The following is a 16,933-nucleotide window of genomic DNA, read 5'->3' on the forward strand; positions in this document are numbered from 1 at the left end:
TTCTTACCCCTTCACAGCCTTGACGATCTTCTGCGCCGCGTCGGACAGGTTGTCCGCAGCGATCACGTTCAGGCCGCTGTCGTTGATGATCTTCTTGCCGAGGTCCACGTTGGTGCCTTCGAGGCGCACCACCAGCGGAACCTTCAGGCCCACTTCCTTGACCGCCGCGATCACGCCTTCGGCGATGATGTCGCAGCGCATGATGCCGCCGAAGATGTTGACGAGGATGCCCTTCACCTGCGGGTCGGAGGTGATGATCTTGAAGGCTTCGGTCACCTTCTCTTTCGTCGCGCCGCCGCCCACGTCGAGGAAGTTGGCGGGCGCCGCGCCGTAGAGCTTGATGATGTCCATCGTCGCCATGGCAAGGCCGGCGCCGTTGACCATGCAGCCGATGTCGCCATCGAGCGCGATGTAGTTCAGGTCGAATTTCGAGGCGACATGTTCCTTGGGGTCTTCCTCGGTTTCGTCGCGCAGGTCCACGATGTCGGGGTGGCGGAACAGCGCGTTGCCGTCGAAGCCCATCTTGGCATCCAGCAGGCGCAGCGAGCCTTCCTTGGTGACGACCATCGGGTTGATCTCGATCATGTCGGCGTCCTTCTCGACGAAGAGCCGGTAGAGGTTCTTCACGATCTGGACGCATTGCTTGATCTGGTGGCCGGTGAGGCCGAGTGCGAAGGCGACGCGGCGACCGTGGAAATCCTGCAGGCCGGTCGCGGGATCGACGGTGATGGTCAGGATCTTATCGGGCGTGTCATGGGCGACGTCCTCGATCGACATGCCGCCTTCGGTGGAGCAGACGATGGAGATGCGGCTGGATTTGCGGTCGATCAGCAGGGCGAGGTAAAGCTCGCGCGAGATGTCGGTGCCTTCCTCGATGTAGATGCGGTTCACCTGCTTGCCGGCCGCGCCGGTCTGGAGCGTGACGAGGGTGCGGCCCAGCATCTGGCGGGCGAAGAGATCGGCCTCGGCGACCGAGCGGGCGAGGCGGACGCCGCCCTTTTCTCCCGCTTCGGGTTCCTTGAAGTGGCCCTTGCCGCGGCCGCCGGCGTGGATTTGCGCCTTGACCACCCAAAGCGGGCCGTCAATTTCGCCCGCCGCGGTCTTGGCCTCGTCGGCCTTCAGGACGACGCGTCCGTCAGAGACCGGCAGGCCGTAGCTCTTGAGGAGCGCCTTGGCCTGATACTCGTGGATGTTCATGAAAGTTCCCCGTCAGTCGTGCCGTTGGGCGGGTCTTGCCACGGATTTCAGCAGGAACGAAACGGTATTCTTTGGTATACCGACGTTTCGCGCTAACAATCGACATTTTGTGATCACGGCAAGAAAACCTGTGATCACAAGGCTGATTTGACTGAGTCGGACGGTTGATTCGTGCCGGATTCGGAGGGCCCTGAGCCACGACACGGTAGGCGTCGATCCTGCCGGATGCTATGGCGACACTGGTCCGGCCGTGCGGGTGCCGGAGACCAAGGCGGAGGCGGACCTGGCAGGACGGCGGCAGGACTGGGGCGTGGTCTCGACCGTGAGCGAGGCGCCGGAACTGGTGGTGGCCTTTGCCGCCCATGCCCTGAGCCTGGGCGCGGCGGAGGTGTGCCTCTACCTGGACGAACCGGCGCCTGAACTGGAACGGATGCTTGGGGCGAACCCGCGCGTGCGTCTGGTGCGCTGCGACGCGGCGTATTGGGCGGGGCTGGGCATGGACCGGCCCTGGGTCCCGGCGATTCGGCAACGCGCGAACCTGAAGGTTGAACTGGACGCGGCGCGCTTTCCCTGGCTGTTGCACATCGACGCCGACGAGTTTCTGTGGGGGCCGGGCGACATGGGCGAGATCCTTGCCGCCCAGCCGGAAGAGGCGGGGTTCCTGCTGATCCCGGTGGCCGAGCGCGTGCATTCCGGCCCGGCGGACGCGGCCAATGTCTTTGGCGGGCGGTTCCGCCGGCAGGTGGGGGGCGAGGCCGAGGTGGCCATCGCCCGGCTGGACGGTCCGGCCGCGCCGTTCCTGGACCAGGGCATGGCGGGTTACGCCGGGGGCAAGAGCGTTTTCCGCAGCGGCGGGCGGGCGGCGGCGGGTGTGCATCTGCCCGATGGCGCGGGCGAACCGCTGAACGTGCTGTACAGCCACCTGATCCTGCATTTCGACGGGCTGACCCCGGCGGGCTGGGTCGCCAAGAAGCGGCGGGCCATCGCGCAGCAGCCGGAGTGGCGGTCCTATCCCGACAGCCACCGGGCGACGCGCAACCAGTTGGCGGCGGTGCATGACGCCACCGACGATGCCGCGGCGGCGCGGGTCTATTCGTTAATCAAGGAACTGGACCCCGCGCGCGAGACGGCGCTGGCGGAGCAGGGCATTCTGCTGGATGTCGAGCTGGATTTGCCTGCGAAGATCGAGGCGGCGTTTCCCGGTCTGGCGCTGGACTTCAGTGCAGCGGCGCTGGATCGCCACGTCATGGCCTATCGCCCGCGCCGGGACTTTCAGGCGGTGAAGCACGGACTGCGGGCGATGCTGTCGCGCTGGACCGGGCGGCGGCCGCGGGCCTGAGCTGTCAGGCGGGCTCGGCGCGGACAAGCACCTGGCCGCGGGGCAGGCGGGCGGTGGGCAAGGTGAAGCGGAAGCCCGAGGCGGTGACCATGTGATCCAGGTCATCGGCCAGCATGTGATAGGGCGCGCGGAGCGGATGCGTGACCACGCCATCGGGCTGGCGGACCGGGCCGAGGCAGGCCGCGGCATCGGGGGCGAGAAAGACGGTGAACAGGAACTGACGCAGCGCGGGAAAGCGCGAGCGGATAGAGATCAGCGCGCGGCGCAGGTGGTTCATCGGCAGATGGGTGAAGACTGCGAAAGCGATGGCAAAGTCGAAATCGGCGGGCAGGCCGGGGAAGGAGAAATCCTCGTCCTGCACCAGATGCGAAAGGGGCAGGCGGTCCTTTTCGGTAAGCTCGCTTTCCCAGCCCCGTTGCATCAAGGGAAGCGACAGGTCGGTGGCCCAGTAGTTGCCAGCGTCAAGGTAGGGCACCGCCCGGCAGCCGAGGCGCAGGGAACCGGCACCGATGTCGAGCAGGCGGTGGTGCGGCTGGAGGCCGGCCTCGCGCAGCAGTGCCATCTGGACCTCGCCGGTTTCCTTCCAGCGGCCGCCGACGATGTCGCGGTGCCGGCCTGCGGCAAGGGCCTGATCGTAGAAGCCGGGGGCGTGGTAGGGCGAGATGCTGGCCGCGGGCTCCGGGACGGCCTTTTGCGCGGGGCGGCGGGTGCGTTGCGCGATCTGGCTGTCCCTGATGCGGCGGCTTTCGTCGTAGATCTGGCGGTCTTCGGCGACCAGCCGTTCGAACCCCTGCCGGGCGCGGGGGGAGATGTCGGCAGCGGCCGGGTCGGGGTTCACATGGGCGACGACCGGGTCAGCCGGGAGCGTCAGGTCGGCCGGGACGCCGAGCAGCCGCTTGAGCCGTTCGACATCTTCGGCAAGGCTCTCCTGCGCGCCGACGAAGAACAGGCGCTTGCGGTTCGCCTGCAGCACCTCGACAGAGCCGAGATAGTGGACGTAGTTCAGCCGCAGATGCAGGATCGCAAGGGCGGCCTGTTCGGCCTCTGGCGTGCCATCGGCCAGGGCTAGGCCAAGCGCCTCGGGCGTGGGAAACCGCGTGAAGGCAATCTCCTCCTCGGGCGACCAGGGCCGGTAGGTGCGGGGCTGGCCCTTGCGCTGGCGGCTGAGAAAGCCCGAGACGGCCCGCGCCACGGGCTCTCGCACGACGAAGCCCAGGTGCAGGTTCGGGTCATCGCGCACCTGCGCGGGGAGGGTGGCGCGGTGCGGAAGAAGGCGGACCGGGGTCACCCCCGGACGCTGATTGGCCCGGTCGAGGAGGTCGTAGAGCGCCGATCCCCCCGTCTTGCCAATGTGCAGCATGGCCAGGGGAGGGCCGGACCGGGAGCGGCGTATCAATCCGCAACCTCTTGGACCAGCGTCAGGCAAAGTTCGGTGGCGAGCGCCATGTCCTGCAGGCTGACCCATTCCAGGGGGCCATGGATTTCCTGCATCCCGGTGAAGAGGTTGGGGCAGGGCAGGCCAAGCTCGGTCAGGCGCGAGCCATCGGTGCCGCCACGGATGGACAGGCGGCGGGGGGAAAGTCCCAGGCGGCGGGCGGCGGATTCGGCCCGTTCGAGAGGGCGCGGATCCTGTTCCAGCTTTTCGCGCATGTTGCGGTATTCCGGACGGATCTGCACGGTGACCGCGGCGCGGGGTTCGGTGGCAACGATGGCGGCGGCCAGCGCGCGCAGCATCTCGCCCCGCGTGGCCAGCGCGGCGGTGTCGAAGTCGCGCAGGATGAAGCGCAGTTCGGCCCGTGCGGCGCTGCCTTCGAGCGAATAGAGGTGGAGGAAGCCCTCGCGCCCCTCGGTCTGCTCGGGGGTTTGCGCGGCGGGCAGGGCTGCGATCAGCTTTCCGGCCAGGGTCAGCGCGTTGACCATGCGGCCCTTGGCATAGCCGGGATGGGCCGAGACGCCGGTGATCGTGATCTGGGCGTTGTCGGCCGAGAAACATTCCCACTCGATCTCTCCCGGTGCGCCGCCGTCGAAGGTATAGGCGAAGTCGGCGGCCAGGTCGGCGGGCAGGCGCGGATCGACGCCGCGGCCGATTTCCTCATCTGGCGTGAAGGCCAGGCGGACGGGTGCGCGGCGGGCCAGAGGCTCGGTCAGCATCCGGCGGGCTGCGGTCATCAGGATCGCGATGCCCGACTTGTCGTCTGCCCCCAGAAGCGTGGTGCCCGAGGCGGTGACGATGTCATGGCCGATATGGCTCGCCAGCGCGGGCGAGACCTCGGGCGACAGGACCAGCGCCGGGTCGTCAGGGAAGGTGATCGGGCCGCCGTTGTAGCCGCGGATCACGCGGGGTTTGACGCCGGTGGCGTTGAACTGCGGCGCGGTGTCCATGTGGGCAAGGAAGCCAATGGTCGGGCCGGGGGCCGTGCCGGGGATGGTGGCAAGCACCACGCCATACTCTGTCAGACGCACATCGGCCGCGCCCATGTCGTGCAACTCCTGCACCAGCAGGCGCGCGAGGACCAGCTGTTCGGGCGTCGAGGGGGAGGTGGGCGAATCCTCGTCGCTCTGGCTGTCGATGGCGCAATAGCGCAGCAGGCGATCCTCAAGCTCGGCAGTGAAATCGGTCATGCTTGCCTCGGGCAGGCGGAACAGGTCAGCCGGGCTTCTTCACCTGGGCTGCGGCCTTCATGCGGGCGAGGAGTTCCTCCTTGCCGGGAGTCTTGCCATGCGACTGCTTGGGCGCGCCGTGACGGTTCTGCGCGTCGAACTTCGGGGTGCCCTTGGTGGCCTTGGCGTTGCCGGATTTTGAATAGTCCATGCTGGAACGATGCCCTGAAATGGAAACGCGCGCCAGTGCTGGCGCGCGTCTGCTGTATCACGAAGCGGATCAGGCCAGCGAGGGGTCGATGCCCTTGCAGGCGGCGACGAGGCCCTTCACCGAGTCGACCGACTTCTGGAACATCGCGTTCTCGTCGGGGTTCAGGCTGATTTCCACCAGACGCTCGACCCCGCCGGCGCCGATCACGGTGGGCACGCCGACATAGATGCCGTCCAGGCCGAAGGCGCCCTTCACATAGGCGGCGCAGGGCAGGACGCGCTTCTGGTCCTTCAGATAGGCTTCCGCCATCTCGATGGCCGAGGTGGCCGGGGCGTAGAAGGCCGAACCGGTCTTCAGAAGGCCCACGATCTCGGCGCCGCCGTCACGGGTGCGCTGGATGATCGCATCAAGCTTTTCCTGGGTGGTCCAGCCCATCTTGACCAGGTCGGGCAGCGGCACGCCGGCGACGGTGGAATAGCGCGAGAGCGGAACCATGGTGTCGCCGTGGCCGCCCAGAACGAAGGCGGTGACATCGCGCATCGAGACGCCGAATTCCAGCGACAGGAAGTGGCGGAAGCGCGCCGAATCCAGCACGCCGGCCATGCCCACCACCTTGTTGTGCGGCAGGCCCGAAAACTCGCGCAGCGCCCAGACCATCGCGTCCAGCGGGTTGGTGATGCAGATGACGAAGGCGTTCGGGGCATGGGCCTTCAGGCCCTCGCCCACGGCTTTCATGACCTTGAGGTTGATGCCCAGAAGGTCGTCGCGGCTCATCCCCGGCTTGCGCGGGACGCCGGCGGTGACGATGCAGACATCTGCGCCCGCGATGTCGGCATAATCGTTGGTGCCCTTCATCGAGGCATCAAAGCCTTCCGAGGGGCCGGACTGGGCGATGTCCAGCGCCTTGCCCTGCGGGGTGCCTTCCGCGATGTCGAAGAGGACGACGTCCCCGAGTTCCTTCATAGCGGTCAGATGGGCGAGCGTGCCGCCGATCTGGCCGGCGCCGATCAGGGCGATCTTCGGTCTGGCCATGGGTCTGTCCCTCCGGTGAGCGGTTGTTGCGCGGGCTTGGGTAAGGCGAAACCCCCCCGCTGGCAAGCGGTTCGGCATGCCACGGGATGCGGCAAATGCTGTCCGTTCTGGCGCCTGCCCGATGTTCGCGCTAACGAAACGCAGCCGGTCAGGAGAGAAGCATGGAAGGCACGTTTTTCTGGGTTCTGGCCGTGCTGGCGGCGGCGACCGTGGGGGCCGGCAAGGGCGGGTTGCCCATCGTGGGGATGCTGGCGGTGCCGATCCTGTCGCTGGCAATTTCGCCGGTGGTTGCGGCGGGGATGCTGCTGCCGGTCTATGTGATTTCCGATGTGTTCGGGCTTTACGCCTATCGGCGCGAGTTCGACCGCCGGGTGCTGGTCATCGCCTGCATCGGCATGACGGTGGGGGTGGGGGTCGGCTGGGCCACGGCCTCGCTGGTGTCGGAGGCGGCGGTGACGCTGCTGGTGGGCGTAGTGGGGCTGTCCTTCGCGCTGAACCTGCTGGCGCGGCGGCGCGTGGTGGTCGATCCGCAGCAACCGGCTTGGGGCAAGGGGCTGTTCTGGACGACGGTTGCCGGGTTCACCAGCTTTGTGAGCCACGCCGGCGCGCCGCCCTATCAGGTGTTCACCCTGCCATTGGGGATGCGCAAGGCGGTGTTCGCCGGCACCTCCACCATCGCATTCGCCTATGTGAACGCGCTGAAACTGATCCCCTATTACTTCCTGGGGCAGCTTTCGCCCGAAAACCTGTGGCACGCGGCCATGCTGATGCCGGTTGCGGCGATTTCGGTCTTTGCGGGGGTCTGGATCGTGCGGCGCCTGCCCGAGACGCTGTTCTTCCAGCTTGTGACCTGGGCGCTGCTGCTGATCTCGGCGCGGCTGATCTGGGATGGCGCCGCGCACCTGATGGCAGGGTGAGTCGGGCGCCGAAGCGCCCGCCCCGACGGATCTAGGCCTTGTCCACCGCATCCTTCACGCGGTCGGCGGCCTTCTTCACCGCGTCCTTGGCATCGGCTTCCAGTTGCTGGGCCTTGCCCTTCAGCTCTTGCACGGCGCCTTCGGCCTGAAGATCCTCTTTCCCGGTCGCCTTGCCGAGCGCCTGCTTCGCATTGCCGACGGCTTCGTTGGCCAGACCCTTGATCCTGTCTCCGGTGCTGCTCATGACGTATCCTTCCTTCAATGGCGGGGCAGCCTTCAATGGCGGGGCAGCGCATCGCGCCGGCGGGCCGGGTTCGGCCTGCACCATGGCAGATGGGCCGCAGCGCCGGGCGTTCAATCGGCGGGGCGAAGTCCGGCCGGAACCCGCCGGTTGCGGCCTTTGGGGGCGGCGAGACCCTGCCGATGCTGCCGTTGCGCAAGAAATTTCTGCGTTGCGGCAAAAGGGGGCTTGAAGAAAGTGGCGAGTTCGTGGTTCCTCGCGCAAGAATCTTTCGCGAGGAATCTGCCATGACCCGTCCCTGCCGCTCGGTTCTGTACATTCCCGGTTCGAAGGACCGGGCGCTGGACAAGGCGCGCGGGCTGCCGGCCGATGCCATCATCTTCGATCTGGAGGATGCAGTCGCCCCCGAGGAGAAGCCAGCGGCGCGGGCTCTGCTGGCGCGGGTGCTGGCGGACTACGACTTTGGCCCGCGGATGCGGATCGTGCGGATCAACGGGTTTGATACCGAATGGGGCCGGGCCGATGCCGAGGCGATGAATACGGCGATTGCCGGCGGTGCAAGGATCGACGCGATCCTCGTGCCCAAGGTGAACCATGCCGCCGATCTGGGTGCCGTGGCCGATCTGGTGCCGGGCGCCGATCTCTGGGCGATGATGGAAACGGCGGCGGGGATGCTGAATGCCGCAGGCATTGCGGCGCATCCGCGGTTGAAAGGCATGGTCATGGGCACCAACGACCTGGCCAAGGAACTGGGCAGCCGCTTCCGCCCTGACCGCCTGGCCCTTGTCACGGGGCTGGGTCTTTGCGTGCTGGCGGCCAAGGCGGCGGGCAAGGTGATTGTCGACGGCGTCTTCAACGCCTTCAAGGACGACGAGGGCCTGCGCGCAGAATGCGAGCAGGGCCGCGACATGGGCTTTGATGGCAAGACATTGATCCACCCGGCGCAGTTGGCGATTGCCAACCAGGTCTTTGCGCCGTCCGAGGCCGAAATTGACCTGGCTCGGCGCCAGATCGAGGCATTTTCGGCCGCCAAGGCGGCGGGGCAGGGCGTGGCCGTGGTTGACGGGCGCATCGTGGAAAACCTGCATGTCGTCACGGCCGAAGCGACCCTGGCGAAGGCAGAGGCCATTGCCGCGCTGGAGTTTGCATCGGACGGCGTTTGACGGCAGGGTGGCGCGCGAAATGCCCGCTGCCCTGACGGAGTGCCAGCCATGATGATGTTCCTCTTGACCCTCGGCGTCTTGCTGTGGTCGTTCGCACACCTGTTCAAGCGCCTGGCGCCCACGGCGCGGGCGCGACTGGGCGATCCGGGCAAGGGCGCCGTGGCGCTGGTGCTGGTGCTTTCGGTGGTGCTGATGGTGATCGGCTATCGCGGGGCCGATTTCGAGCCGGTCTATTCGCCCCTGCCCGGCATGGGGCACCTGAACAACCTGCTCATGCTGGTCTCGGTCTTCCTGTTCGGCGTCGGGGGAACCAAGGGCACGCTTTACACGAAGATGCGGCATCCGATGCTGACCGGCGTGATTGTCTGGTCGGTCGCGCATCTTCTTGTGAACGGCGATGTGGCCTCGATCGTGCTTTTCGGCGGGCTCGCGATCTGGGCGGTGGTCGAGATTGTGCTGATCAACGCCGCCGGCCCCTGGGCACGACCGACCGGCGGGCGCGGGCTGAAGGGCGATGCGATGAACCTGGCGGGCACGCTGGTGCTTTATGGCCTGATCGCCGGCGTGCACATCTGGCTGGGGCATAACCCGTTCGTGGGGACCTACGGATGAAGCTCTATCGATTCCTGTCCGACGACGACACCTCGGCCTTCTGCCACAAGGTCACCGCCGCCCTGAACAAGGGATGGGCGCTGCATGGCGGGCCGACCTATGCCTTCGATGCGGCGCGGGGTGTCATGCGCTGCGGCCAGGCGGTGGTGAAGGATGCGCCGGGGACTTACACGCCTGACATCAAGCTGGGCGAGCAATAGGGCGAAACCGCCCACGGAGACTGTGATGAAGACGAATCCCGGTCGCTTCTTCGAGGACTACCGCCTTGGAGAGACCATCCACCACGCCGTGCCCCGCACCATCTCGGGCGGGGAGCGGGCGCTGTATCACGCGCTTTATCCCGCGCGGCACGCGGTCTATTCCTCGGACGAATTCGCGCACGGTCTGGGCCTGTCGACGGCGCCCGTTGACGACCTGATGGCCTTCCACATTGTCTTCGGCAAGACGGTGCCCGATATCAGCCTGAACGCGATTGCCAACCTGGGCTACGCCGAAGGGCGCTGGATGCAGCCCGTGCATGTGGGCGACACGCTGCGCAGCGAATCGACGGTGATCGGGCTGAAGGAAAACTCGAACGGCAAGTCGGGCGTGGTCTATGTGCGGACCAAGGGCCTGAACCAGCGCGACGAGGTGGTGCTGGAATATGTCCGCTGGGTCATGGTGCGCAAGAACCGCCCCGATGCCCCTGCGCCCGGCGCCGCCGTGCCGCAACTGGCGCCGGTGGTGGTGCCAGAGGCCTTTGTGATTCCACGCCGCCTGCACTTCACGCGCTATGACTTCCAGCTGGCCGGCGAGCCGCACCGCCTGGGTGATTACGAGATCGGCGAGAAGATCGACCACGTCGATGGCGTGACCATCGAGGAGGCCGAACACATGATGGCCACGCGGCTGTGGCAGAACACGGCCAAGGTGCATTTCGATGCGACCTTCCGCGAGGACGGGCGGCGGCTGATCTACGGCGGCCATGTCATCAGCCTTGCGCGCGCGCTGTCGTTCAACGGGCTTGCCAATGCACAGATGATCGTGGCGCTGAATGCGGGCACCCATGCCAATCCCTGCTTTGCCGGCGACACGGTGCGCGCCTGGTCCGAGGTGCTGGACAAGTCCGAAACCTCGGCACCCGGCGTGGGTGCCCTGCGGCTGCGGCTGGTGGCGGTAAAGCACGGCGCGCCGCAGTTCGCGCTGAAAGGGGCAGATGGGAAGTACCTGCCCGAGGTGTTGCTGGACCTCGACTACTGGGCGCTGGTTCCGGTGTAAGGCGGTGGCCCGGGGCATGGACGGTGGCCGGCAAAATCCGTAGTTTCCCGCATACGATTGATTTCGAACGGAGTTCCCGATGCGCGCCGCCCTGGCTGCCCTTGCCCTTGTTGCCGCGCCTGCCCTGGCGCAGGAGGCCGATCCGAAGGCCGATTTCGTTGCCGACAATCTGGTGGCGGTCTTCTATCACGAACTGGGTCATGCGCTGATCGACCAGTTGAACCTGCCCGTCCTGGGCAAGGAAGAGGATGCTGCCGATATCCTTTCCGTGCTGCTGGTGGACGAGGTCTGGGAGCCGGAGGCCGCGCAGGAAATCGTCGCGAACACAGCCTACGCCTATGCGCTTAGCGCCGAGGAGGGGGAGGGAGACGATCCCATGTACTGGGATGTGCATGGACATGACATGCAAAGGTACTTCACGCATGTCTGCCTGTTCTATGGCGCAGACCCCGAGAACCGCGCCGACTTTGCAGCCAGCGCCAACCTGCCGGAAGAACGCGCGGCGACCTGCGCTGAAGAACGGGAACTGGCCGATGAGAGCTGGTGGACGTACCTGCAGCCGTTGGCCGACCAGGCACCAGGCACGGCGATTTCGCTGGACGCCGCCGAGGACGAGTTCATTGCGGGCGTCATCAGCGAGGAAATCGACACGCTGAACGAACGATTTGACCTGCCGCAGGAGATTACCGTCGACATCGAATCCTGCGGTGAGGTCAATGCCTACTATATCCCGGACGAGAGTCGCATCCTGATGTGCACCGAGTTCGCCGAATTTCTTTGGGAGAGGGCCCAAGCCGCCGATCTGTGATCACGGTTCCGAAATATGTGATCACGTAGTGGTTTTTGTCGCGTGATTTAGCGCAATCACCATGCACCTGCGGCAAGCGCGCGCGTGACACGGGCGCAAAACGCGGTATTGAAGCGGAAGAACAAGCGCGCCCCGGACGACAGGGGCAAGCCAGCGACGAAGGGAACCGACATGGCCGAAGCCAAGCGGGTCGAGCGACCCCTCTCTCCGCATCTGCAGATATACCGTTGGCAGATTCCCATGCTGACCTCGATCCTGACGCGGATCACCGGTCATGCGCTCTATGCCGGGTTCTTCCTTGCGGTCTGGTGGCTGCTGGCCGCCGCGATCTCTCCCGAGTACTTCGACTTCGTGAACTGGCTGGCGACCAGTTGGATCGGCATCCTGATCTGGGTCGGTTCGGCCTGGGCGATGTGGTTCCACTACCTCACCGGCCTGCGGCACCTGTACTACGATGCCGGCAAGGGGCTGGACGTGCCCACGGCGGAAAAGCTGGGCTGGGCCTGCCTGATCGGCTCGGTCGTGCTGACCGCGCTTACCGTTCTTCTGGTCGCGATGTGAGGCTGCCATGCGTTATCTGACTGACCGCAAGCGCGCCGAGGGCAAGGGTTCGGGCCATGCCGGGACCGAAGACCACTGGTCCATGACCGTTTCGGCCGTTGGCCTGGCCTTCCTGGTGCCGGTGTGGATGTACATCTTCGGCAAGGCCCTTGGGCAGGACCACGCCACGGTGGTGGCCACCTTCGGGCGGCCCTTCCCGGCCATCGTGACCGGGCTTTTGCTGATCGTCGGGATGCGCCACTTTGCTGGCGGCGCCACCATGATGATCGAGGATTACCTGCGCGGCACCGCGCGCAAGATGGCCATCATCGGCGTGGTCTGCCTGTCCTGGGCAACCGCCGCCGCCGGCATCTTCGCGCTGGTCAAGATCGCGCTCTGAGGGATCACCATGACTGCCTATCCGTATGAAGTGCATGACTATGACGTGGTTGTCGTTGGCGCCGGCGGGGCCGGCCTGCGTGCGACGCTCGGCATGGCGGAACAGGGCCTGCGCACGGCCTGCGTGACCAAAGTCTTCCCGACCCGCAGCCACACGGTCGCGGCGCAGGGTGGCATCGCGGCCAGCCTGTCGAACATGGGGCCGGACCACTGGCAATGGCACATGTACGACACCGTGAAGGGGTCGGACTGGCTGGGTGACACCGACGCGATGGAATACCTCGCGCGCGAGGCGCCCAAGGCGGTGTACGAGCTGGAGCACTATGGCGTGCCGTTCAGCCGCACCGAAGAGGGCAAGATCTACCAGCGCCCCTTCGGCGGCCACACCACCGAATTCGGTGAAGGCCCGCCCGTGCAGCGCACCTGCGCCGCCGCCGACCGCACCGGCCACGCCATCCTGCATACGCTCTACGGCCAGTCGCTGAAGCAGCAGGCGGAATTCTTCATCGAATACTTCGCGCTGGATCTGATCATCACCGACGGGCGCTGCACCGGCGTGGTGGCGTGGAAGCTGGATGACGGCACCATGCATGTCTTCAATGCGAAGATGACGGTGCTGGCGACCGGAGGCTACGGCCGCGCCTATTTCTCGGCGACCTCGGCCCACACCTGCACCGGCGACGGCGGCGGCATGGTGGCCCGCGCCGGCCTGCCCCTGCAGGACATGGAGTTCGTGCAGTTCCACCCGACCGGCATCTATGGCTCGGGCTGCCTGATCACCGAAGGCGCGCGCGGCGAAGGCGGCTATCTGACCAACAGCGAGGGCGAACGGTTCATGGAGCGCTATGCGCCCCATTACAAGGACCTGGCGCCGCGCGACTATGTCAGCCGCTGCATGACGATCGAAATCCGCGAGGGCCGGGGTGTGGGCCCGAACAAGGACCACATCCACCTGAACCTGAGCCACCTGCCGCGCGAGTCGCTGGAACTGCGCCTGCCCGGCATCACGGAATCGGCCCGCATCTTCGCGGGCGTGGACCTGCACAAGGAACCGATCCCCGTGCTGCCGACCGTGCACTACAACATGGGCGGCATTCCCACGAACTATTGGGGCGAAGTGCTGAACCCCACCGCCGACGATCCCGACCGCGTCTTCCCCGGCCTGATGGCCGTGGGCGAGGCGGGCTGCGCGTCGGTACATGGTGCGAACCGGCTGGGGTCGAACTCGCTGATCGACCTGGTGGTGTTTGGCCGTGCTGCGGCGATCCGCGCGGGCCAGATCGTGGACCCGAAGGCGCTGCCGGCCCCGGTGAACAAGGCCGGGGTGGACAAGGCGCTGGACCGGTTCGACAGCCTGCGCAACGCCAACGGCGGCACGCCGACAGCCGACCTGCGGCTGGAGATGCAGCGCACCATGCAGGCCGACGCGGCGGTCTTCCGGACCGAGGCCACGCTGGCGGCGGGCGAGAAGAAGATGACCGAGATCGCGGCCAAGCTTGCCGACCTGAAGGTCACCGACCGCAGCCTTGTTTGGAACAGCGACCTGATGGAGACGCTGGAACTGACCAACCTGATGCCGAACGCGCTGGCCACGATCTACGGCGCCCATGCCCGCACCGAGAGCCGCGGGGCCCATGCGCACGAGGATCATCCGCAGCGCGACGATGCCAACTGGCGCAAGCATTCGCTGGCCTGGGTGGACGGCAACAAGGTGCGGCTCGACTATCGCCCCGTGCACACCGAGCCGCTGACCACCGAGGCCGAGGGCGGCATCGCGCTGAAGAAGATCGCGCCGGCCGAACGCAAGTTCTGAGGAATGGCCTGGGTTGGGCAAGGCGGGTCGCGTCCGCCAGCGGTGGGCGCGAAGGACGGGACAGGACGGATGAACAGGCAAACGGGTCTTGCGATGCTTGCGGCGGTGGCTCTTTCGGGCTGCACCGCTCAGCAGGCGACCGACGCGGTCCTGCGCCAGACAGCGCAGACCGTGGTGACGCCGGTGCTCGATGACTTCATGTCCCCGGCCCAGGCCGCGACGGCCACGGATTGCGTGATGATCGCAGCCACCTCGCAGGATCTGCGGCTGTTGTCGCGCGATGTCGGCGTGATTGCCGGCACATCGACGGTTGACACCATCCTGTCCATCGCCGCCCGTCCTGCGGCCCGAGACTGCCTGGCACGTTCGGCCATTCCGGCTCTGCCTGCGCCGGGCGCCTGATGCGTGGTCAGGAGGGGCGCCGCCTCCCCTGGCTGCAAACCTTCACCTGCGACAGCATTTCGCAAGACCCGTCATGGCGAGCCTGAAATGCGTCTGCTATTCGAAGACAAAGTCCGGAGGTCCCTCGCATGGTCCAGTTCACGCTTCCCAAGAATTCGAAGATCCGCACCGGCAAGACCTGGCCAAAGCCCGAAGGCGCCAAGAACGTCCGCAAGTTCCAGATCTATCGCTGGAACCCAGATGACGGCCAGAACCCACGGGTGGACACTTACTTCCTGGACATGGACAAGTGCGGCCCGATGGTCCTGGACGCGCTGATCAAGATCAAGAACGAGATCGACCCGACGCTGACCTTCCGGCGGTCGTGCCGCGAGGGGATCTGCGGATCCTGCGCCATGAACATCGACGGGCTGAACACGCTGGCCTGCATCAAGGGTCTGGACGAGATCAAGGGCGACGTGCGGATCTATCCGCTGCCGCACATGGCGGTGGTGAAGGATCTGATCCCCGACCTGACCCATTTCTACGCCCAGCATGCCAGCATCATGCCCTGGCTGGAAACCAAGACGAACCGCCCCGCCAAGGAATGGCGCCAGTCGATCGAGGACCGCGAAAAGCTGGACGGCCTGTATGAATGCGTGATGTGCGCGTCCTGCTCGACCTCTTGCCCCAGCTATTGGTGGAACTCTGACCGCTACCTTGGCCCGGCTGCCCTGCTGCACGCCTGGCGCTGGATCGTGGACAGTCGCGACGAGGCCACCGGCGAGCGTCTGGACATGCTGGAAGACCCGTTCAAGCTGTACCGCTGCCACACGATCATGAACTGCGCCGAGACCTGCCCGAAGGGGCTGAACCCGGCCAAGGCGATTGCCCAGATCAAGAAGATGATGGTCGAGCGGGTCGTCTGACCCGCCGCATCAATCGGACTTGCCCTTGTCTGGCGGGCTGGGGCTGTTGCTGGCGGCCTTTGCCCGCTTCTTGCCGACATCGCGCTGGTGGCGGGCGGTTTCGGTGACGATGTAGACGAGAACCGAGCCCGTCCAGCTGAAGGTGAACAGCCCGGAGATCGCGATGACCGGGCCGAGCAGGCGCCAGGCTTCCGGCAGCTTGATCGCGCTGGCGCCAAGCGTGGTGTAGGATTCCATCACGAAGTAATAGGCGTCGCGCATGTTGCCGAGGATGCCGAAGCCCAGGATCGGGACGGACCAGATCAGCGTTTCGATCATGTGTGTCGCGGTCAGGAGGGCGATGCCGACGGCTGTCAGCAGGCTGTAGCGCCATTCCGGGGTGTGGTCGCCCAGGCGGATGAGTTCCCGGTTGAAGGTGGCGTTCACGCGGGCCATGGCCCAGCCGTGAAAGGTGATGACCACGATCAGCACCACCATGCCGAGGCCCAGTTCCTGGAACGTGCCGGGCGTGGCGTCCACGACATCGTGCACCCGGTCCAGCGCGGGCTCCAGCGTGATGGCGATATCTTCGGTGGCCATGCTTTGCCCTCAGGCTCCGATCACCTGTTCGGCGACCTGGTCGGAGCGGAGCATGTCGGCGAGGGTGAGGCTCTCGATGATGACGAGGTAGGACCAGAAGACCTCGGCGAAGACCCGGCGGATGCGGCAGGCGGCCTCGTCGGCGCAGTCCTCGCAGCGCTGGTAGGCGCGGCGGGAGAGGCAGGGAAGGGGCGCGATGGGGCCGTCGATCAGGCGCAGCATCTCGGAGATGGAGATTTCGGTGGGGGCCTTGACCAGGCTGTAGCCGCCCGAGCGGCCGCGGGTCGAGGCGATCACGCCGGCGTTGCGGATTTCCAGGAGGATGTGTTCCAGGAACCGCTTGGGGGTGCCGGAGCGGCGGGCGATTTCTTCGATGGTCAGGGGCTCGGGCCGCGGTTTCGCGGCCTCGTCGGCGAGGGCCAGAAGCGCCTTGAGGGCGTATTTCATCTTCTGCGTGATCATCGTCCGGGCAGAGTAGGGGCGCGGCGGGCGGGAATCAATGAGGCATGATCAGGGGCAGGCGTCCGAGCTCGGACGGGGATATGGCATGAGCAAAATCAATGGTTTGCTGTGGCGAATTAACTTGGACTTCATAATTGTCCGGACGCGTCACCCCAGCACGCGGCCGCCCAGGATGGCCGGGTTCCAGTAGCGGATCTCGATGCGGCCGCGCAGGCCGGCCTTCGTGGCCGGATCGCCGGCGATGATCGCCGCGGCCTCGGGCCGGGTGGCCACGTCGAGAATCAGCAGGCTGCCGGTCTTTGTCACCCCGTCGTCGGCCCGCAGGCTTCCGGCGGCGAGGATGAGCGGCGCGATGGATTGCTCATAGTCCCAATGCGCCGCCATCAGGGCCGCATCGGCGCGCAGCGCCGGGCCTTCTGCCGAATCTTCGGACAGGACCAGCCAGGCCAAGG

Annotated in this window: 21 protein-coding genes; 12 read left to right on the plus strand and 9 right to left on the minus strand. The window is 66.3% G+C overall.

All coding sequences use genetic code 11. The features are described from left to right. Nucleotides 1–3: 3 nt before the first annotated feature. Nucleotides 4–1,197 (minus strand): ADP-forming succinate--CoA ligase subunit beta, encoded by a 1,194-nt coding sequence (gene sucC, locus JO391_RS19945; protein ID WP_220662139.1) that lies wholly within the window; start codon nt 1,195–1,197, stop codon nt 4–6. Between the two features lie 256 nt (nt 1,198–1,453). Between sucC and JO391_RS19950 the strand changes: the two genes are divergently transcribed. Next, nucleotides 1,454–2,536, plus strand: coding sequence for a glycosyltransferase family 2 protein (locus tag JO391_RS19950; protein ID WP_220662140.1), 1,083 nt, complete (start codon nt 1,454–1,456; stop codon nt 2,534–2,536). Between the two features lie 4 nt (nt 2,537–2,540). Here JO391_RS19950 and JO391_RS21635 read toward each other — a convergent pair whose 3' ends face one another. The 4 genes from JO391_RS21635 to mdh all read right to left on the minus strand — a co-directional run bounded on the left by JO391_RS21635 (nt 2,541) and on the right by mdh (nt 6,380). Further along, nucleotides 2,541–3,932, minus strand: a complete 1,392-nt coding sequence (locus JO391_RS21635) for a class I SAM-dependent methyltransferase (protein ID WP_259444770.1) — start codon at nt 3,930–3,932, stop codon at nt 2,541–2,543. After that, entirely contained in the window at nt 3,929–5,158 is a 1,230-nt protein-coding gene (gene pepT / locus JO391_RS19960) for a peptidase T (RefSeq protein WP_220662141.1), read from the minus strand. Before pepT ends, JO391_RS21635 begins: the two co-directional genes overlap by 4 nt. Before the next feature lie 25 nt (nt 5,159–5,183). Continuing rightward, a complete protein-coding gene (locus tag JO391_RS19965) occupies nt 5,184–5,348 on the minus strand; it encodes a hypothetical protein (RefSeq protein WP_220662142.1) in 165 nt (54 codons plus the stop codon). Between the two features lie 69 nt (nt 5,349–5,417). Beyond that, nucleotides 5,418–6,380 (minus strand): malate dehydrogenase, encoded by a 963-nt coding sequence (gene mdh, locus JO391_RS19970; RefSeq protein WP_220662143.1) that lies wholly within the window; start codon nt 6,378–6,380, stop codon nt 5,418–5,420. 161 nt (nt 6,381–6,541) lie between these two features. On the opposite strand from mdh, the gene JO391_RS19975 reads away from it, so the two are divergent. After that, nucleotides 6,542–7,297: a sulfite exporter TauE/SafE family protein gene (locus JO391_RS19975; protein WP_220662144.1), complete on the plus strand. Its 756-nt coding sequence runs from the start codon at nt 6,542–6,544 to the stop codon at nt 7,295–7,297. A 31-nt stretch (nt 7,298–7,328) separates the two neighbouring features. Here the strand turns inward: JO391_RS19975 and JO391_RS19980 are convergent, their stop codons facing one another. After that, on the minus strand, nt 7,329–7,541 hold the full coding sequence (locus JO391_RS19980) for a CsbD family protein (RefSeq protein WP_220662145.1): 213 nt from the start codon (nt 7,539–7,541) through the stop codon (nt 7,329–7,331). Nucleotides 7,542–7,825: 284 nt separating this feature from the next. On the opposite strand from JO391_RS19980, the gene JO391_RS19985 reads away from it, so the two are divergent. From JO391_RS19985 to JO391_RS20030, 10 genes are all read left to right on the plus strand, one after another. Next, a complete protein-coding gene (locus tag JO391_RS19985) occupies nt 7,826–8,701 on the plus strand; it encodes an HpcH/HpaI aldolase/citrate lyase family protein (RefSeq protein WP_220662146.1) in 876 nt (291 codons plus the stop codon). 54 nt (nt 8,702–8,755) lie between these two features. After that, entirely contained in the window at nt 8,756–9,313 is a 558-nt protein-coding gene (locus JO391_RS19990) for an NnrU family protein (protein ID WP_220664646.1), read from the plus strand. Then, on the plus strand, nt 9,310–9,513 hold the full coding sequence (locus tag JO391_RS19995) for a DUF1737 domain-containing protein (protein WP_220662147.1): 204 nt from the start codon (nt 9,310–9,312) through the stop codon (nt 9,511–9,513). Before JO391_RS19990 ends, JO391_RS19995 begins: the two co-directional genes overlap by 4 nt. A 25-nt stretch (nt 9,514–9,538) precedes the next feature. Beyond that, nucleotides 9,539–10,570, plus strand: coding sequence for a MaoC family dehydratase (locus JO391_RS20000; protein ID WP_220662148.1), 1,032 nt, complete (start codon nt 9,539–9,541; stop codon nt 10,568–10,570). Nucleotides 10,571–10,649: 79 nt separating this feature from the next. Beyond that, nucleotides 10,650–11,378, plus strand: a complete 729-nt coding sequence (locus JO391_RS20005) for a DUF4344 domain-containing metallopeptidase (protein ID WP_220662149.1) — start codon at nt 10,650–10,652, stop codon at nt 11,376–11,378. A gap of 171 nt (nt 11,379–11,549) precedes the next feature. Continuing rightward, the gene (gene sdhC, locus JO391_RS20010) at nt 11,550–11,939 is read left to right on the plus strand and encodes a succinate dehydrogenase, cytochrome b556 subunit (protein ID WP_220662150.1); all 390 of its coding nucleotides are present in this window, start codon (nt 11,550–11,552) and stop codon (nt 11,937–11,939) included. 7 nt (nt 11,940–11,946) lie between these two features. Next, a complete protein-coding gene (locus JO391_RS20015) occupies nt 11,947–12,318 on the plus strand; it encodes a succinate dehydrogenase, hydrophobic membrane anchor protein (protein ID WP_220662151.1) in 372 nt (123 codons plus the stop codon). 9 nt (nt 12,319–12,327) lie between these two features. Then, entirely contained in the window at nt 12,328–14,130 is a 1,803-nt protein-coding gene (gene sdhA, locus JO391_RS20020) for a succinate dehydrogenase flavoprotein subunit (protein WP_220662152.1), read from the plus strand. Nucleotides 14,131–14,199: 69 nt separating this feature from the next. Next, a complete protein-coding gene (locus JO391_RS20025; RefSeq protein WP_220662153.1) occupies nt 14,200–14,532 on the plus strand; it encodes a hypothetical protein in 333 nt (110 codons plus the stop codon). Between the two features lie 128 nt (nt 14,533–14,660). Further along, nucleotides 14,661–15,440: a succinate dehydrogenase iron-sulfur subunit gene (locus tag JO391_RS20030; RefSeq protein WP_220662154.1), complete on the plus strand. Its 780-nt coding sequence runs from the start codon at nt 14,661–14,663 to the stop codon at nt 15,438–15,440. Nucleotides 15,441–15,449: 9 nt separating this feature from the next. Here JO391_RS20030 and JO391_RS20035 read toward each other — a convergent pair whose 3' ends face one another. The 3 genes from JO391_RS20035 to JO391_RS20045 form a co-directional block, all read right to left on the minus strand. Continuing rightward, on the minus strand, nt 15,450–16,019 hold the full coding sequence (locus JO391_RS20035; protein ID WP_220662155.1) for a hypothetical protein: 570 nt from the start codon (nt 16,017–16,019) through the stop codon (nt 15,450–15,452). Between the two features lie 9 nt (nt 16,020–16,028). After that, complete coding sequence (locus tag JO391_RS20040; protein ID WP_220662156.1) at nt 16,029–16,481, minus strand: RrF2 family transcriptional regulator; 453 nt, start codon at nt 16,479–16,481, stop codon at nt 16,029–16,031. 147 nt (nt 16,482–16,628) lie between these two features. Then, entirely contained in the window at nt 16,629–16,931 is a 303-nt protein-coding gene (locus tag JO391_RS20045) for a YciI family protein (protein ID WP_220662157.1), read from the minus strand. Between the last annotated feature and the right edge of the window lie 2 nt (nt 16,932–16,933).

This window comes from Neotabrizicola shimadae (assembly GCF_019623905.1).
Classification (GTDB): domain Bacteria; phylum Pseudomonadota; class Alphaproteobacteria; order Rhodobacterales; family Rhodobacteraceae; genus Neotabrizicola; species Neotabrizicola shimadae.

Bases quoted from the DNA above. Each gene is read 5' to 3' on its own strand.
- sucC (WP_220662139.1), bottom strand. From the start codon at position 1,197: ATGAACATCCACGAGTATCAGGCCAAGGCGCTCCTCAAGAGCTACGGC.
- pepT (WP_220662141.1), bottom strand. From the start codon at position 5,158: ATGACCGATTTCACTGCCGAGCTTGAGGATCGCCTGCTGCGCTATTGC.
- JO391_RS19965 (WP_220662142.1), bottom strand. From the start codon at position 5,348: ATGGACTATTCAAAATCCGGCAACGCCAAGGCCACCAAGGGCACCCCG.
- mdh (WP_220662143.1), bottom strand. From the start codon at position 6,380: ATGGCCAGACCGAAGATCGCCCTGATCGGCGCCGGCCAGATCGGCGGC.
- JO391_RS19975 (WP_220662144.1), top strand. From the start codon at position 6,542: ATGGAAGGCACGTTTTTCTGGGTTCTGGCCGTGCTGGCGGCGGCGACC.
- JO391_RS19980 (WP_220662145.1), bottom strand. From the start codon at position 7,541: ATGAGCAGCACCGGAGACAGGATCAAGGGTCTGGCCAACGAAGCCGTC.
- JO391_RS19985 (WP_220662146.1), top strand. From the start codon at position 7,826: ATGACCCGTCCCTGCCGCTCGGTTCTGTACATTCCCGGTTCGAAGGAC.
- JO391_RS19990 (WP_220664646.1), top strand. From the start codon at position 8,756: ATGTTCCTCTTGACCCTCGGCGTCTTGCTGTGGTCGTTCGCACACCTG.
- JO391_RS19995 (WP_220662147.1), top strand. From the start codon at position 9,310: ATGAAGCTCTATCGATTCCTGTCCGACGACGACACCTCGGCCTTCTGC.
- JO391_RS20000 (WP_220662148.1), top strand. From the start codon at position 9,539: ATGAAGACGAATCCCGGTCGCTTCTTCGAGGACTACCGCCTTGGAGAG.
- JO391_RS20005 (WP_220662149.1), top strand. From the start codon at position 10,650: ATGCGCGCCGCCCTGGCTGCCCTTGCCCTTGTTGCCGCGCCTGCCCTG.
- sdhC (WP_220662150.1), top strand. From the start codon at position 11,550: ATGGCCGAAGCCAAGCGGGTCGAGCGACCCCTCTCTCCGCATCTGCAG.
- JO391_RS20015 (WP_220662151.1), top strand. From the start codon at position 11,947: ATGCGTTATCTGACTGACCGCAAGCGCGCCGAGGGCAAGGGTTCGGGC.
- sdhA (WP_220662152.1), top strand. From the start codon at position 12,328: ATGACTGCCTATCCGTATGAAGTGCATGACTATGACGTGGTTGTCGTT.
- JO391_RS20025 (WP_220662153.1), top strand. From the start codon at position 14,200: ATGAACAGGCAAACGGGTCTTGCGATGCTTGCGGCGGTGGCTCTTTCG.
- JO391_RS20030 (WP_220662154.1), top strand. From the start codon at position 14,661: ATGGTCCAGTTCACGCTTCCCAAGAATTCGAAGATCCGCACCGGCAAG.
- JO391_RS20035 (WP_220662155.1), bottom strand. From the start codon at position 16,019: ATGGCCACCGAAGATATCGCCATCACGCTGGAGCCCGCGCTGGACCGG.
- JO391_RS20040 (WP_220662156.1), bottom strand. From the start codon at position 16,481: ATGATCACGCAGAAGATGAAATACGCCCTCAAGGCGCTTCTGGCCCTC.